Source organism: Microcoleus sp. Pol12B3 (assembly GCF_036701355.1).
Taxonomy (GTDB): domain Bacteria; phylum Cyanobacteriota; class Cyanobacteriia; order Cyanobacteriales; family Microcoleaceae; genus Microcoleus.
This window is the reverse complement of record NZ_JAUBQS010000006.1, coordinates 111,372-127,073: the sequence shown is the minus strand read 5'-3', so window position 1 is coordinate 127,073 and position 15,702 is coordinate 111,372. Positions and strand designations below refer to the sequence as shown.

Below are 15,702 nucleotides of genomic sequence, written 5' to 3'. Positions count from 1 at the left end.
AATGCAAGTCCTTTTTCTTGAATTTCCCGTTCGTAGTAAGAAATGCAAGTTCTTTCTTTTCCGTTTCACGACTTAGGTAAAAAGTGGTTTGACGTGCTACTTATATATGTAAGGTGTGCAGTGCACACCCTACATATATAGAAAATTTTGAGCAATGAGGGCTTTACTACAAACTTTTTACCCTCTAGAAATCTTGCCTAATGAGTGCAATGGGTGCAGTGAGTGCAGTGAGAGCACATCGCTCCTACCTCAACCCCTTCATCATTGGGAAACTGCCAGAGAGTTTGCGTTAAGGTCGCGCGGTCAACATCCTGCCGGGGAACTGAGGAAAGAGTCAAAACGCGGGCTTCATCGTCGGTGCTTTCTACCAAAATTTCGCCCTCAGCAACTTTAATTGCATCTCGGTGCAAAATGCTGATGCCAAACATATCTGTCATCCCCAAGTCTGACAGTTTACCTGCAATTTCATTGAGAAATTCCGAGTTATTGACAACTGCTTCTGACCGTTTAATTGCTGCCGACACAGCTTCACTAACGCGGACAAATTCTAAGGGAAACCAAACCCAGTTGCCTGATGCTCGATCTTTTTCCACTTTCCACATATACGGAATAGCATCGCCGTATTCTGCAGTCGGCTTGACATAAGCATTGTGGCCGTCAAACTCTTCGACCAACCTTTCGTTATCCGCCAGGTCAAAGTGTTTGTGAAGTAAGCAAATACCTACCTGCTTTTGCAAACCGTAACTGCGGATGATAGCACCCAGTTCTGTCATGTTATCCTGGGCTTGCTCTAGCAGGTCTCTTGCCGTGAAAAAATGCTCTAAACTATCGAAAACATCTGGCTTGTAAGATGTCAGCATACAGGTTTAGGTTTCCTTCTAAATATTCACTAGATAGACCATATTTAATATTCTCTCAAATGTCAACTGTTTGGCTGCTATCAACACATTATTTTCTTATATGTAAAATTACTAAGAATATGTGAAGAGATACAAAAAAATGTTGCTTTTTGAGACGCTAAGCTAAAATAAATATAAACTCTCAGACATTTAATCACTAAAAATGGTATATCCACCTGCACCTTGGAATCTGCAAGGTTATGCTGTTCAGACTTTACAATTGGTAGATGTGGCACGAGTGCGCTCCTTGGTTCCCTCTGAGTTAGAAATAGTCTCTATATTGCCAGGAAAAACCCTAGGCGGCATTTATATATCCTCCTACGGGTTGGGTTCTGTGATGGAGTACAATGAGTTAATTGTAGTTAGCGCGATCGCCAATTATGCCGGAAAATGGGGTGCTTGGATTTCTCACATTTATGTAGACAATCCTAAGTCGGTAGCCGGCGGACGCGAAATTTGGCGACTTCCTAAAGAATTAGCGCAATTTAGTTGGGAACGCAGCGGTTCGGTAAAGGCAGCACCGCTCGGCTACCGCGTCACAGTTAGCCAAGGAAAACGTCAACTGTGCAGTCTCAGTTATACCCAGCAAAGTTTAGCTTTACCCCTGTCTTTGAGCGGAAATGTTTTCAGCGCTGACAGGAGAAATTTGCTGTTGTTTAAAGGAGACTTTAAATCTCGAATCGGCTTGATTAAAGGCGAATTAGAAATATCTGAAGAAAGCCTTTTTGCCCATTTAAACTTATATCAGCCCTTGCTAACAGTTGCCTGCGAAGATCTGCGTTTAATTGCAGGTGCGCCGCAAATAATGGGGAACAGATCGGCTGAATTCAGTTATTAACCCTAAAATTGGCGTACATTATTAGGAGGAAAGTTCCCATGAGCGATATTGGTTTTACCCACATTGCACTTTCAGTTAGCGATGTAGACAAAAGCATCTCGTTTTACGCGAAGTACGCTGACCTAAAAGTGGTTCACCGCCGTGTAGATCCAATTACATCATTAGATGTTGCTTGGATTTGTGATTTAATTCGACCGTTCGTCATTGTGCTAATTAAAGCACGATTAGTGAATGGCAAACTTTTACCACATTCCCATCTCGGCGTCGCCTGCGAAAGTCGTGAAAAAGTCGATCGCCTTTGCAGTGAGGCTGAGTCAGAAGGGCTTTTATTGAACGGCCCTAATGACTCGGAACCTCCTGTCGGCTACTGGGCTTATCTCCGCGACCCGGACGGTCATACGCTGGAAATTTCCTACGGTCAGGAAGTTAGCGCCCTGTTAGAAAAGTTATTAGCGCAGCCAAAGTTATAAGGTCAGGCATTAAGTTTTCTAGACACCATTTACGCAAAGTCTATGTGTCATGCTGAGTGAAACGCAGTGCAACGAAGCATCTGTAAGATTCTTCGCAACGCTTATGAATGACAGGATTACGTTTAAATGCGTCCAGGACTGCTAGATTGAGCAACCCCAGCTCATTTAATCATAAATTAACCGGGGCTGCGGGCAATTAATTCGCTGAGTAATTCTTATTTTTAAATGCCAGCCCCCGGAGCGGCTTCAGCACCCATGTCTAAAATTGTACCGCGAAGAAAATCAATTTGCTGCTGAAAGTCCATGCCCTCAATCTTTCCTAGTAAAGCTTTTCCTGCTTCGGGAAGTTGATAGTCTGGAGGCACAGGAATAATAGTTCCTTCGTCCATTCCTACTGCTAGGAAATACCAAAAAGCCAGCTTGGTTTCAGGACTCATTGAGCCGTACATCCGGCTGATTTCAGTATTGGCTTTTGAGGCAATGTCGCGCATTACTTGTAGTTGTTCTTCGTGGGGCAGAGGCTTGACTTGCTCGAACAAACCCTGAGCGATGTCCGATCCCGAAGCACCGGGAGCCGCTGGCGTTATTGACTTGCCCATTTGGGTGTAAACAAACCACAGCAAACCTAATTGGTCGTCTACACTCAACTTCTTAATATCTGCTTTTCCTTGGTCGTAAGCACTGGTAGTAGTAAAAGTCATTCAAGCCTCCAAAATAATATGTATTGCTCAGTTTTCTTATTTGTGAGAAAACTTTTGTTTGCTACTTAAGTTAAAGTACCTAATAAATAGTGATGCTAGAATCTTGCTTAAGACAGAGATGATCCCGGACATAATTTTGGGGAATAAATTTACCAAAATCGGGAAAATTTGCAACCAAAGGATGAGGCAAATTTGACAGTATGGTTGTTAGTGGAGCTCATGATTAGCATTGTTTAGCCGATCGACGATCACCTATAATCGCAACAGACCTGTATTGAGGTGGCTGTTATGTCGAGCGCAACTGCAAAACGCTTCACCATAGCGGAATATCACCGCCTCACAGAACTGGGGTTCTTTGGTGAGGACGATCGAGTTGAGCTAATCAAGGGTGAACTTGTGAAAAGTGCTGCTCAAGGTACGGCTCATGCTGTTTGCGAGACACGCTTGGAACGCGAGTATATTTAAGCTGGTGGGAGAAAGGGCGACACTGCGAGGACAACAACCAATTATTCTGGCTGATGACAGCGAACCAGAACCCGATCGCGCGATCGTGCAAAATCGCCCTGATGACTATTTATCCTCTCACCCCACAACAGCGGATATATTGTTACTGATTGAGATTGCGCATTCTTCTTTGAATTACGACAAACAAGTCAAGTTGCCCCTTTATGCTGAAGCGGGTATCTCTGATTGTTGGATATTTAACTTATTAGAAACTTGTTTGGAATGTTACAGCGATCCGTATCAGAATTTGCAAGGCAAATTTGGTTATCGCGTCAAGAGAATTTTTCTGCCTGACGAGACAGTTGGAATCCGTAATTTTGGGGATTTATCCCTAGATTTATCTAAAGTATTTCCTCCGAATTTTATGGGGGGATAGAATTCGCTACATAAACAAAATCCGCCGCAGTTGACGTGGTAGGACTGGGGTCGGGCGGACTAAAAAAATGGCGTTGCACAATTTGAGGATGATTATTGTTGGTTGTCCCGCCTGCTTTGACAATACACCGGACGGGCGGGACGCCCATCCCACAAAACAATTAAAATCATTCTGGAATTATGCCACACCAAACAAATGGGGTGTCAGTCAAAGAAAATAGGCTGGCAAACAGCCAGCCTAGAATCAGGAGAACTTTATTTCAAACTCGTTGAAAATCTAGCTAAACAAACCCGAAATCCCGTTGACTGCTATGGCTCCAGCCAAAGCCGAAACAACCACAGAAGTCAGAGCCGTACCGAACAGCCACCAAGCTGCGGCTGCTGCCGCTTCGCGCGCATCTTCTGCTTGCTGCTTGGTCTTTTTCTTGAGTTCTTTGATGCGTTTTTTGGCTTCAGATTGCAGGCGTTCCGAGCGCAATAAAACGCTGTCTCGGGCTCCTTCCATTTGGTCAACAATTCGGTGAGCCTGTGCCTCGGAAATATCAGAACGAGAACTCAGCAGGGCAACTAAAGTACCGCGATCGAACTCACCTAAACGCTCTTTAATCGCGTCAAATCCTGCCTGCGGGTCGTCAAACACTTTGCGTAAATCGCGCTTGATGCCTTCGTAGTTTAGTTCTGGTCGATCGAGCGAATTGAGGTAATCCCGGATTTTTCCGAAAATACCATCCATTGCTGACTGGAACTTGTCCTGAACCATTTGAACTTGTTCGACAATTTGGTTGCGGACAGATTCAATTTGGTCGGCAATTCTGTTAGCTTCGTCTTCCGAGATGTCTTCCCGCTGCGACAGCAATGCTACCAGAGTCGATCGATCGAAGTGCTTCAGGCGATCGCCCAAACTTTGCATCCCCATTCCCGGCTCACTAAACAGCAACTGCAAATCGCGTTTGATGCTTTCAGGATTGAGTTCTTCCTTGTCCGTATTCCGCAAGTAATTTTCCAAACTGCCTTGGAAATCCCGGACTGTTTTCTGAGCGCGAGATGCCAAGCGGCGCGGCGATTTCACGATGCTGCGAATCGAATCTTGCACGCGATCGATCGTCCGCTCGATCTGTTCTTCGCTCAACTCTTCCCGCTGCGACAGCAACTTGACTAAAGTTTCGCGATCGACCTGAGAAAGTCTTTCCCGAAGTGCCAAAGCACCCTCTTTCGGATTTTCAAACAATTTAGTCAAATCCCGATTGATGCCTTCTGGATCGAGTTCTTCCAGGTTTGTATTCCGCAGGTACTCGCCAATTTTTGCAGTAACTTCCTCGTACTGCTGCTTAGCTCTATCTGCCACCATTTGCGGCGCGTGGATAATGTTGTCGCGCACAGATTCAATCCGGTCGATCGCCTGATTGATCTGTTCTTCACTGAGGTCTTGGCGCTGTGACAGCAACTGCACCAGGGTATCGCGGTCGAATTGAGACAAGCGTTCTCTCAGCGCTTGGAATCCGGCTTGCGGGTCGCTTAACAGCGTTTGAAACTCGCGCTCGATCGCTTCTGGATTGAGCTCTTCCTTATTAGTATTGCGTAGATAGTCTTCTACCTTTTGCCGCAATTCTTGCGCTTTTGATTTCGCTTGCTCTTGCAATTCTTGAGCTCTAGAAATCACGCGATCGCGCGAACTTTCGAGCCGCCCGATTAACTGATCGGCTTCCTCTGGACTGAAATCTTCCCGCTGACCGAGCAACTGCACCAAAGTATCGCGATTAAACTGCGACAGGCGATCGCGCAAAGCCTCAAAACCAGCATCCCGATCTTCCAAAAGCGCTTGGAAATCCCGTTCAATACCTTCAGGGTTCAGCTCATCTTTGCCAGTCGATCGCAAATAATTCTCAATCCGGCTCCGCAAATCTTGAGACTGTTCTTTACCAGCAGCATCTCGCACGATTTCCAACACTTCTTGGCGGACACCTTCAAGCTGTTCGGCAATTTCCGTCACCTGTTCAGGAGCAAACCCCTCGCGGCGGCTTAGAATCCCTACAAAATAATCAGGATTAAACATCTCTAACTGGCGCAAAACCGCCCCAGGAGAGGCTTCTGGGTCGTAAATAACATCCCTAAACTCCTGCTTGATTGTCTCGCGGTTGAGATGCCACGGTTGGGCATTCATCAAGTAGTTTTCCACATCAGCCTTAGCTGTATTGAAAGGCAGCGCCGGCACTTTATCGCCCACCTGAGAAGCAAAAGATTTAGCTTTTTGAGTCCCTTGTGCTGTCAGTTGTTGCAACTGACCAGAGATTTTTTCAACATCCAAATCCGACAAATCCGTCCGCGACAAAACAGTGCCAACAAGAGCTTCCACACCCAACTGCATCGCTCGCTTCATGCCGCTGCTGGATTCCGATTTGTTTTCCCTACTTTCCAGAATTTGAGACAGCTTGGCGTTGAGTTCGTCAGACTTCAGCAAATCGGGAGCCGCAAACTTGAGAAAATCAACCAACTCTAAATTCGGGTCTTTCTGCTGTTGCTGCTTGCCGAAAGTTTGCTTCCAAACGCCTTCGAGTTGGTCAGCAATTTGATTTATTTCCTCTTGAGAAAAGTCTGTGCGACTTTTAACTAAATCCACAAAAGTCTGGCGGTTAACATTCTTCAGAACGTCGCTTCCCGCAAGAGATTTGATATCTGCATCGCCCAGCAACTTTTCAAATTGACCGCGAATTTCCTTAACATCTAGTTTCGGTAACTGCAAAGAACCCACATAATCTTGCAGTGTTTCGCGAATGCTATCCGGGTCTACCGCCGAACTCAATTCGCGGCGGACAGCGGCAACAGATGCCTCTACAGTGTTGACCATTTGGTCGCTGGCCATCTTGCTGCCGATCGCTGCACCAGCAGTACCCATGACGCCTTGAACGCCTGAAAAAGCAGTTTTTATCAAGGAACCGATCGCGGAACCGACGGCGCTAGAACCGAGCCACACCAGCGTTAAAAAGTACGCCGACCAAATGACTACACCAATAATTGCCGCTCCGTCTACCGAGGCAATTGAAGTTAGTTTGACTGCCAGAAAACAAGCCAAAAATAAAGCCAGGTTAACGGTGACTAAAATCCAACCCCCGACTAGACCTTCAGTCTTACGAACTTTTGTCCCCAAACTTTCAGATTCATCATCATCATCGTCGGGTAAAGCCTCGTCCCAGTTGGAGATTTTGGCGGCAATCGAGAAATTTGTTAACAGGAATTGGAAGCCGAAAGCCATGATGACTCCAGCGATTAATGCCACGAAAAACTGCGGGCTTAAAAACATCAGCCCTCCGATATCGGGGTGGTCAAATCGCGCATCTATTTCTACTGGCATTTGGGCAATATTGAATTTGGGACTGTACAGCGACATTAATAACTCGCTTTCAAACATAATTTACCTCCTAAGTTTTTATGCCTAACTAGGCATAGCGAAAAGAGTCCCCAACTTTTTTATAGGGGATTTTGTAATCTTTAGATGATGGTTTGTTTTGGTTCGGCTTTATCTTACGGAAGGCCTTATTAGTGAAATTGGGACGAGTAGTAAATCAGTTCTCTAGTTATCTCATCCTTACTGCTTATTATGGCTGTGGAAGCTAAAAAATAAATCCGTCTAAAGTCAGAAATCAGTCTTTCTGGGACTGATAGCAGCAGAGTTCGCATAAAAGTGGCAAGTTTGAGGCGGGGGGCGATCGCCACCAATTATCAATAGTAGTAAAGTGCGATATGATGCACTCTACATATCGTAGAGTGCGCTACCTAGTTGAGGATTCCGTTTGATTTTTAGGCTCAAAACGCTCTAGTAATTCCGAGGGAGGGATCTGCATAAGCAGTCGGTTGCGATCCAGGGTTTTTAAATCTAACTGCTGGTCATTCAACAAACATGATATCGGGTGCGCCGCAGCCTAGGCTACGAATTTTTGCCGCAGCATTTACCCTCACAGTTGCGAAGGCTGCGAATACAGCCGTACTCCTCGAAACGTTGACTGTGTTTGCGAACAGTAGGATAGGCAAGTAAATTGAAAGGAATTCCGGTTAGTTTGTAAAACAATCGACCAGCAGCATGAACAATATCCCAAATTTCGCTTAAATTAGGTTCTCGAACAAATTCTTTTATTTCATCTTTTAAAGCAAGCCACTGAGATTGCACAGTAGGAGAGTGACAATTATCAAATACTGCCATACCTTTTTCGTAGTTTTGCCAAATTTTATTCATATATTTAATCAAATCCGCCTCACGTCTGATATTATCAGAAGTTAATCTGAGATTACAATCATCCGGTATTTTAAGGAAATCAGCCATGCGACTCTCTCAAATGCTTTTTGTCACCCTGCGCGAAGACCCGGCAGAAGCAGAAATCCCCAGCCACAAACTATTACTCCGTGCCGGATACATCCGGCGCATCGGTAGCGGAATTTACGCTTATCTACCTTTAATGTGGCGAGTTCTCAAAAAAGTATCTCAAATTGTGCGCGAAGAAATGGACGCTACCGGCGCTCAAGAATGTCTTCTCCCGCAATTGCAACCAGCCGATTTGTGGCGGGAATCCGGCCGCTGGGATACCTATACTCAAGCTGAAGGTATTATGTTTGCAATGACAGACAGGCAGCAGCGAGAATTGGGATTGGGACCGACTCACGAAGAAGTAATTACTACAATTGCTAAAGATATGATTCGTTCCTATCGGCAATTACCGGTACATCTCTATCAAATTCAAACTAAGTTTCGCGATGAAATTCGCCCGCGTTTTGGGTTGATGCGCGGTCGCGAATTCATTATGAAAGATGGCTATTCTTTCCACACTAACGAAGAAAGTTTGAAAAAAACTTATCAGGATATGGCTCAAGCTTATAGCAATATGCTGCGCCGATCGGGCTTGCAATTCCGAGCAGTCGATGCTGATTCTGGCGCAATTGGCGGTTCTGGTTCTCAAGAGTTTATGGTGCTGGCAGAAGCGGGAGAAGATGAAGTTCTTTATACTGAAGACGGTCAGTATGCCGCTAATGTGGAAAAGGCTGTCTCGATGCCTGCTGATGCCGAACCGTCGCCCTTTGCAGCTTTTCAAAAGCGGGAAACGCCGGGAACTGAAACAATTGATAAACTTTGCAAATTTTTGAAATGTTCTCCGACGCAAGTTGTCAAAAATGTGCTTTACCAAGCTGTTTACGATAATGGCATTACAGTCTTGGTATTGGTAAGCATTCGCGGCGACCAAGATGTGAATCAGGTAAAGTTGCTGAATGAATTGACGAAGTTAGCGGGCAATTATCAAGCTAAAACAGTTTTATTTTTGACTGTTCCCGATGCAGAAGCTCAGCGGAAATGGGCGGCTAAATCTTTACCTCTCGGTTATATGGCTCCCGATGTTGCTGATGATTATATCGCTGGAAGCAAGCAGGTCAACTCTAAGTTTTTGCGTTTAGTCGATCGCACCGCAGTTGACCTGACAAACTTTGTCACCGGTTCAAACGAATCAGGATACCACGTTGTCGGGGCCAATTGGAACAAAGAATTTGCCCTGCCAGCAACGGTTGTAAGTGTCAGAAGCGCCAAAAAGGGCGATCGGGCAGTGCACAACCCCGAACAAACCTTGGAAAGTGCCAGAGGCATCGAAGTCGGCCACATCTTCCAATTAGGAACCAAATACTCCCAAGCAATGGGCGCCACCTACACCAGCGAACAAGGCGAAGAAATGCCCTTTGTTATGGGCTGCTACGGCGTCGGCGTGTCGCGGCTAGCTCAATCGGCCGTAGAACAATCCTACGACAAAGACGGGATAATTTGGCCAGTGGCGATCGCCCCGTATCACGCCATCATTAGCATCCCCAATATTTCCGACGCCCAACAAGTAGAAGTCGCCGAAAAACTCTATGCAGAACTCAACCAATCTGGCATTGAAACCCTACTCGATGACCGCGACGAACGGGCCGGAGTTAAATTCAAAGATGCCGATTTAATCGGCATTCCCTATCGGATTGTTCCGGGTCGTTCGCTGAAAGCAGGCAAAGTTGAAGTCGTGGAAAGAGCAACTCACAAATCCCAGGAAATTCTCATTGATGAAGTAAATTCTACGTTGAAACAGTGGATTGAAGCCGCCATCAACTAAGCCTTTTTAATTGGTAAGGTGCGCGCTGCACCTACATCTAGGCTCGGAATGTGCGCGGTGTACACCCTACATTAGCTCCCCTCTAGGGAGCATCTCACTTTTGCAGCAAAGCTAGAAATTGGACTTTGGAGGCAGGAGGCAGAATGCAGGAGGCAAAATACAGGAGGAAAGAGTCAGAAAGAAGGAGCCAGAAGAAGTGTTTTTACAAATATGAGATGCTCTGCCCTCCTCCCTCTGCCCTCTGCCCTCTTCCTGACATCCATTACATTCCGTTACATCCGTTACATCCGTTACATCCGTTACAGAATCCGTTGCCGAACTTCCTTCTTCCTTGAGATGTGAAATTCCCTAAAAATTAAAACTCGGTATGAATCTGAACCTAAATCAGTTTCTGCGATTCCCTCAATCCCGAATAGGGCGGTACTTAGCCCAAGTAACTGTCGTTGCTGTCGCTTACGCCGTGGGGGCGAGGCTAGCAATTTCAATTCAAGGTGTCAATCCCTTTGCTGCCTCGGTGTGGCCGCCTGCAGGAATTGCACAAGCCGGACTTTTATTGTTTGGAAGTAAAGTCTGGCCTGCCATAATTTTGGGCACATTTTTGCTCAATTTGGTTAACCCAACTGAACAGATATTTGCACTTTGGCTGGGAGGAAACGCCGGGGCAATTCTGCAAGCGGTTTTTGCAGTAACTGCCCTGAGCTGGTTCCGGTTTCGTCCCTCTATCGAGCGATTGAAAGATGTAATAAATTTAATTTTGTTTGGCGGTCTAATTGCTACTCAAATCAGTTGCACTATTGGCGTATTTTCTCTATATTTAGCGGGAAAAATAGAGTGGAGCGAATATTGGTCGGCTCGATGGAATTGGTGGTTAGGAGACACAATGGGAATTTTAATTATCACTCCCTTAATCTTAATATTTTTTCGTCCTCAAGCAACCGCCTATCGTTTAAAAATACAAACAGAAACAAAGAAAAATTATTTAATTGAGCGAGCCGTATGGTTAATATTATTAATTGTGGTGAGCTGGCTGGTCTTTGAGTCGAAACAAGAAGCTTCTATTTCTCGTTATCCCCTGGAATATTTGCCGTTTCCTTTGATAATGTGGGCTGCGCTTCAATTCGGTCAGCGAGCCGCTGTCCTAGCATCGTTTATTGTCTCAATCATCGCAATTTTTGGCAGTTCTCATGGAGGGGGGCCCTTCACAGCCAAAGCCGACAATATTAATCAGGCTATCTTATTGTTGCAAGCTTTTATGGGTGTAATTACGATTACCTCGCTGTTATTGGCAGCGACAGTAGCTGAACGCACATCAGCAGAGTATTCTCTGCGGGAGAGCGAAATTAAATATCGAGAATTGGTGGAAAATGCTAACAGTATTATTCTGCAACTGGACGCTGACGGCAATATTACTTTTTTTAACGAATTTGCCGAAAAATTCTTTGGTTACAAAGAGGAAGAAATTCTGGGAAGAAATGCTTTGGGGACCATTATTCCACCGACGGACTGTGAAGGAAATAACTTAGAGTTGGTTTATAGTCAAATTTTACAAAATCCCGATCGCTTTACCAGCTATGAAAATGAAAATATCCGGCGCAGTGGCGATCGCGTTTGGGTATCTTGGGCAAATAAACCGCTGGTTGATGCAGCGGGCAAACTTTTGGGCATCCTCTGCATCGGGACAGATATCACCGATCGCCGAAAAGCTGAAATAGCCCTGCAAAAGCTCAATGAAAAGCTGGAAATCCGAGTTGAAGAGCGGACAAATGCCCTGAGACAAAGCGAACTTCAGCTACAGAAACAGAAATCGGCATTAATTGATTTAGCCAAAAATAAAGCGCTGAATCAAGGCGACTTAACAAAGGCGCTTCAAGAAATAACTGAAACTGCTAGCCGAACTCTGGAAGTTGCCCGATCGAGTGTCTGGCTGTACGATCGCACTAAATCCAAGATCGAGTGCCTAGATTTGTTCGATCGCACTCTCAACCAGCACTCACACGGCTTGGAATTAGCAGCAGCAGACTATCCTGTCTATTTTCAAACACTGCGAGAAGAACGCGCAATTGCTGCCTTTGACGCACAAAAAGATTTTAGAACTAAAGAATTTGCGGAATCTTACCTAATTCCCTTGGGCATCACTTCTATGCTAGATACGCCGATTCAAATAGGCGGAGAAACAGCAGGAGTTCTCTGTTTAGAACACGTAGGAATGCCCCGCTTTTGGACGATTGAAGAACAAAGTTTTGCTGTTTCTCTAGCCGACTCTGTAACTTTCGCAATGGAAGCGCGAGAACGCCAGCGGGCTCAAGAAGCGCTGCGGCAAGCTGAAGAAAAATACCGCAGCATCTTTGAAAATGCGATAGTCGGCATTTTTCAAACTACCCCAGATGGGCAATATCTCAGCGCCAATCCTGCTTTGCTTCGCATTTACGGTTACAGTTCACGCGAGGAATTGGTGGGTACACTAACTGATATTAGCCAACAACTTTATGTTGACCCCGATCGCCGCGCCGAAGTTGTCCGCTTAATAGAAGAACAAGGCAAAGTATCGGATTTTGAATCTCAAATTTACCGCCGAGATGGCAGCATAATTTGGATTTCAGAAAATACTTATACCGTGCGCGATTCCTACGGAAATTTGCTTTATTACGAAGGTACTGTTCAAGATATCACAACTCGCAAACAAGCTGAGGCAGCTTTGCGCTTAGAACAAGAAAAATCCGACCGTCTCCTACTCAACGTTTTACCGCAAGCGATCGCCGATAGATTAAAACAAGACCAAAGCATTATCGCCGATACATTTTCCGAAGTAACAGTATTATTTGCAGATATAGTCGGTTTTACCCAAATTAGTTCCCAAATTTCTCCGCCCGAATTAGTTTCCTTGCTTAACGACATTTTTTCCACATTCGATCGCCTAGCAGAAAAGCACGGATTGGAAAAAATCAAGACCATTGGTGACGCCTACATGGTAGTAGGAGGGCTGCCCATGCCCCGCAGCGATCATGCAGAGGCGATCGCCCAAATGGCCCTCGATATGCAGCAGGCAATTACTGAATTCAGCGATACCCACGATCGAGATTTTAGCATCAGAATTGGCATTAACACCGGCCCGGTTGTCGCCGGAGTAATCGGTATTAAAAAATTTATTTACGATTTATGGGGAGACACCGTTAACACCGCTTCCCGCATGGAATCCCACGGCTTGCCGGGGTGCATTCAAGTCACGTCGGCAATTTATGATATATTGCACGATAAGTATGTATTTGAAAGTCGGGGCGCGATCGAAGTTAAAGGCAAAGGCGTGATGACTACTTATTTACTGGAATGCCGAAAATTGCTCTAGTCAAGGTTTTTCCCTAAAATAAGGGCGATCGCACCAGTTAATTTGCCCGATCGCCCTTTTCTCAATTAGCCAAGTTTTTTAAAGCTTGTACAGGTTAATTCCAGCTTCCTTCGCCATGATTTCCAAACCCTTGTTTTGCAAGGTTTTAATCGCCTTTGTAGAAAGGTGCAATCTTACCCAGCGCTTTTCCTGCGGCCACCAAACCCGCTTCCACTGCAAATTTGCCTCTTGCAACTTGTGAGTGCGGTGGTGCGAGTGAGAAACTGCAAAACCGTTATTCGCCTTCTTCCCCGTTAGCTGACATTTCCGTGACATACTTCCCTCCAGATTACCGTTTTTTTGCGTGCAGCCTCTCATTATACCCGAAGGAAGAAGGAAGAAGGAAGAAGGCTTGACTTATCCCTTTACCAATAGAAATAAACTCTTGCTCCCCCCCTTAGCAAGGGGGGGTTGGGGGGGTTAATTACATTGCACGTTCAGTCAATTTTGTCAAGACTTGATTCGATCGCTCGACAAAATCCTTCATCCCTTCAGCATCGAAACCCTTCTGGGCCATCAAAGCCAAGTCGTAAACGTGGTGACAAATCATACTCGCCAACTCAGCCGACGGAGACTCACCGCCGCCTTGAATAATCGCACCCTGACTCAAACTCGCCAGATTTTGAATCAGCGGGTGAGACGTATTCACCAGCAAAACGTGTTCTTCGGGGAATTCCGCCGCTTGCTGCTGCAAAAGCGCGGTCATATCCCGCATCCGGCGCAAAGCTTCCGGCAAAAGTACGATCGCAGGTGGCGTCGCCTCCGCAGAGTCAGACTTCAAAGCTTCTGTGCGAATGTTCACTTTCGGCTTGTTGAGAGCTTTTTGGAACATCTCTTTAACTTGTTCGCTGCGAGTCTTATTCGTTGCCGGATCGACAATTTCCGCTTCTTTCTCTTTGTCAATTAGCGTTTCGTCGATGTCGGAATCAACCCGCGAGAATTTGACATCTGAGTATTCTCGTTCTAAGAAGCTGATAAAGTGCGTGTCGATGAAAGAATCCATAAACAGCACTTCTAAACCTTGGCTTTTGTGCATTGCCACGTAAGTTGCTTGAGACGCCGGATCGGTACAATAAAATACGCGATTTTCGTGGCGTTTTTGATTGCGTTCCAAATACTCTTTTAGAGTCGTGTAAGGCTGCGTGGAACTAGAATTTTCCGACTTCGGAGTGACATCTTGCCACAAATCTCCTTCCTCTGTTTGCACCTGAACTTCGGGCGTTGCAGTTTCTGGCTTCTCGGCTGTTGGTTCGTAGGTGCTGCGGTAGATTAAGATATCTTCGACTTGCTTTTTGAACTTGTCATCGTTGAGAGTTCCGAACTTGACAAAAGTGCCGATATCTTGCCAGCAGCGGATGTATTCGTTGCGGTCGTCGCGGTAGAGTTCTTTCAGGCGATCGCCCACTTTTTTCGCAATATAATCAGCGATTCTCCGCACAGTACGATTGCTTTGCAAAGAACTGCGAGAAACGTTCAGGGGAATGTCGGTACTGTCAATAACGCCCCGCAGCGGCATCAAGAATTTCGGGATAATTTCTTCGCAGTGGTCGCTGACAAAAACCTGGTTGCAGAATAGCTTAATATTGCCTTGGGTAACATCGACATCCGGCCGCAGTTTGGGAAAGTAAAGAATCCCGTTGACAATGAAAGGATAATCTGTATTCAGGTGTACCCACAACAGCGGCTCGTCTTGGAACGGGTAAAGGTAGCGGTAGAGTTCTAAGTAATCTTCTTTTTGCAAATTGCTGGCTGATTCCCGCCAAATTGCTTTGTGCTTGTTGAGTTCCTCTCCCTCAAATTTGATGGGAACGGGCATGAAATCGCAGTAAGTTTTGATTAACTGCTTAATGCGGCTGGGTTCTAAATATTCTTGTTCTTCGTCTTGGAGGGTAAGAGTAATAGTAGTGCCGCGTTCAGTGCGGGAAGATTCTGATAGTTCAAAAGCGGGAGAACCGTCGCAAGACCAGTGTACTGCTTGGGAGCCTTCTTGGTAAGAAAGAGTATCAATGTCTACTTTCTTGGCCACCATGAAAGAAGAGTAGAAACCCAGACCGAAGTGACCGATAATTGCGTCCTCGCCGCTGCCTTGGTATTTTTCAATAAATTCTTCTGCGCTGGAGAAAGCGACTTGGTTGATGTATTTTTTTACCTCATCGGCGGTCATGCCGATGCCGTTATCGGAAATTGAGAGGGTTTTGTTTTCTTTGTCGATCGCTATGTTGATTTGCGGTTCGCCCGTGTCGCCGCCGTATTCGCCGGAACGGGAAACCATTTTGAGTTTGGCAATGGCATCGACGCCGTTAGAAATTAGTTCCCGCAAGAAGACTTCGTGGTCAGTATATAGCGACTTCTTGATAATCGGGAAAATATTTTCGGTATGGATTGAGATTGTTCCCTGTTCTAAAACTGTCATA

At 45.6% G+C, this 15,702-nt stretch carries 12 protein-coding genes; 6 read left to right on the top strand and 6 right to left on the bottom strand.

The features are described from left to right. Positions 1–197: 197 nt before the first annotated feature. Positions 198–860 carry a glycerol-3-phosphate ABC transporter substrate-binding protein gene (locus QUA53_RS04900; RefSeq protein WP_333094732.1) on the bottom strand — a complete coding sequence of 221 codons (663 nt, stop codon included), beginning with the start codon at positions 858–860 and terminating at the stop codon, positions 198–200. Between the two features lie 202 nt (positions 861–1,062). Here QUA53_RS04900 and QUA53_RS04895 point away from each other — a divergent pair, with 202 nt between their 5' ends. Both QUA53_RS04895 and QUA53_RS04890 read left to right on the top strand, forming a co-directional pair. Beyond that, positions 1,063–1,737, top strand: a complete 675-nt coding sequence (locus QUA53_RS04895; RefSeq protein WP_333094731.1) for an acetoacetate decarboxylase family protein — start codon at positions 1,063–1,065, stop codon at positions 1,735–1,737. Between the two features lie 38 nt (positions 1,738–1,775). Continuing rightward, positions 1,776–2,207, top strand: coding sequence for a VOC family protein (locus QUA53_RS04890; RefSeq protein ID WP_333094730.1), 432 nt, complete (start codon positions 1,776–1,778; stop codon positions 2,205–2,207). Positions 2,208–2,428: 221 nt separating this feature from the next. Here the strand turns inward: QUA53_RS04890 and QUA53_RS04885 are convergent, their stop codons facing one another. Further along, a complete protein-coding gene (locus QUA53_RS04885) occupies positions 2,429–2,908 on the bottom strand; it encodes an orange carotenoid protein N-terminal domain-containing protein (protein WP_333094728.1) in 480 nt (159 codons plus the stop codon). A gap of 288 nt (positions 2,909–3,196) precedes the next feature. Between QUA53_RS04885 and QUA53_RS04880 the strand changes: the two genes are divergently transcribed. Continuing rightward, positions 3,197–3,373 (top strand): hypothetical protein, encoded by a 177-nt coding sequence (locus QUA53_RS04880; protein WP_333094727.1) that lies wholly within the window; start codon positions 3,197–3,199, stop codon positions 3,371–3,373. Next, entirely contained in the window at positions 3,333–3,788 is a 456-nt protein-coding gene (locus tag QUA53_RS04875; protein ID WP_333094725.1) for a Uma2 family endonuclease, read from the top strand. Before QUA53_RS04880 ends, QUA53_RS04875 begins: the two co-directional genes overlap by 41 nt. A gap of 276 nt (positions 3,789–4,064) precedes the next feature. On the opposite strand, the gene QUA53_RS04870 is transcribed toward QUA53_RS04875, so the two are convergent. After that, on the bottom strand, positions 4,065–7,193 hold the full coding sequence (locus tag QUA53_RS04870) for an MFS transporter (RefSeq protein WP_333094723.1): 3,129 nt from the start codon (positions 7,191–7,193) through the stop codon (positions 4,065–4,067). 516 nt (positions 7,194–7,709) lie between these two features. After that, positions 7,710–8,102, bottom strand: coding sequence for a hypothetical protein (locus tag QUA53_RS04865; RefSeq protein ID WP_333248716.1), 393 nt, complete (start codon positions 8,100–8,102; stop codon positions 7,710–7,712). Between QUA53_RS04865 and proS the strand changes: the two genes are divergently transcribed. Both proS and QUA53_RS04855 read left to right on the top strand, forming a co-directional pair. Further along, positions 8,101–9,906, top strand: coding sequence for a proline--tRNA ligase (gene proS, locus QUA53_RS04860; RefSeq protein ID WP_333094721.1), 1,806 nt, complete (start codon positions 8,101–8,103; stop codon positions 9,904–9,906). The two genes, QUA53_RS04865 and proS, sit on opposite strands and share 2 nt — an antisense overlap. Positions 9,907–10,273: 367 nt before the next feature. Beyond that, positions 10,274–13,249, top strand: a complete 2,976-nt coding sequence (locus QUA53_RS04855) for an adenylate/guanylate cyclase domain-containing protein (RefSeq protein ID WP_333094720.1) — start codon at positions 10,274–10,276, stop codon at positions 13,247–13,249. A 78-nt stretch (positions 13,250–13,327) separates the two neighbouring features. On the opposite strand, the gene rpmB is transcribed toward QUA53_RS04855, so the two are convergent. Both rpmB and htpG read right to left on the bottom strand, forming a co-directional pair. Then, positions 13,328–13,564, bottom strand: coding sequence for a 50S ribosomal protein L28 (gene rpmB / locus QUA53_RS04850; RefSeq protein WP_333065932.1), 237 nt, complete (start codon positions 13,562–13,564; stop codon positions 13,328–13,330). A gap of 148 nt (positions 13,565–13,712) precedes the next feature. After that, positions 13,713–15,701, bottom strand: coding sequence for a molecular chaperone HtpG (gene htpG / locus QUA53_RS04845; RefSeq protein ID WP_333094718.1), 1,989 nt, complete (start codon positions 15,699–15,701; stop codon positions 13,713–13,715). Position 15,702 lies beyond the last annotated feature (1 nt).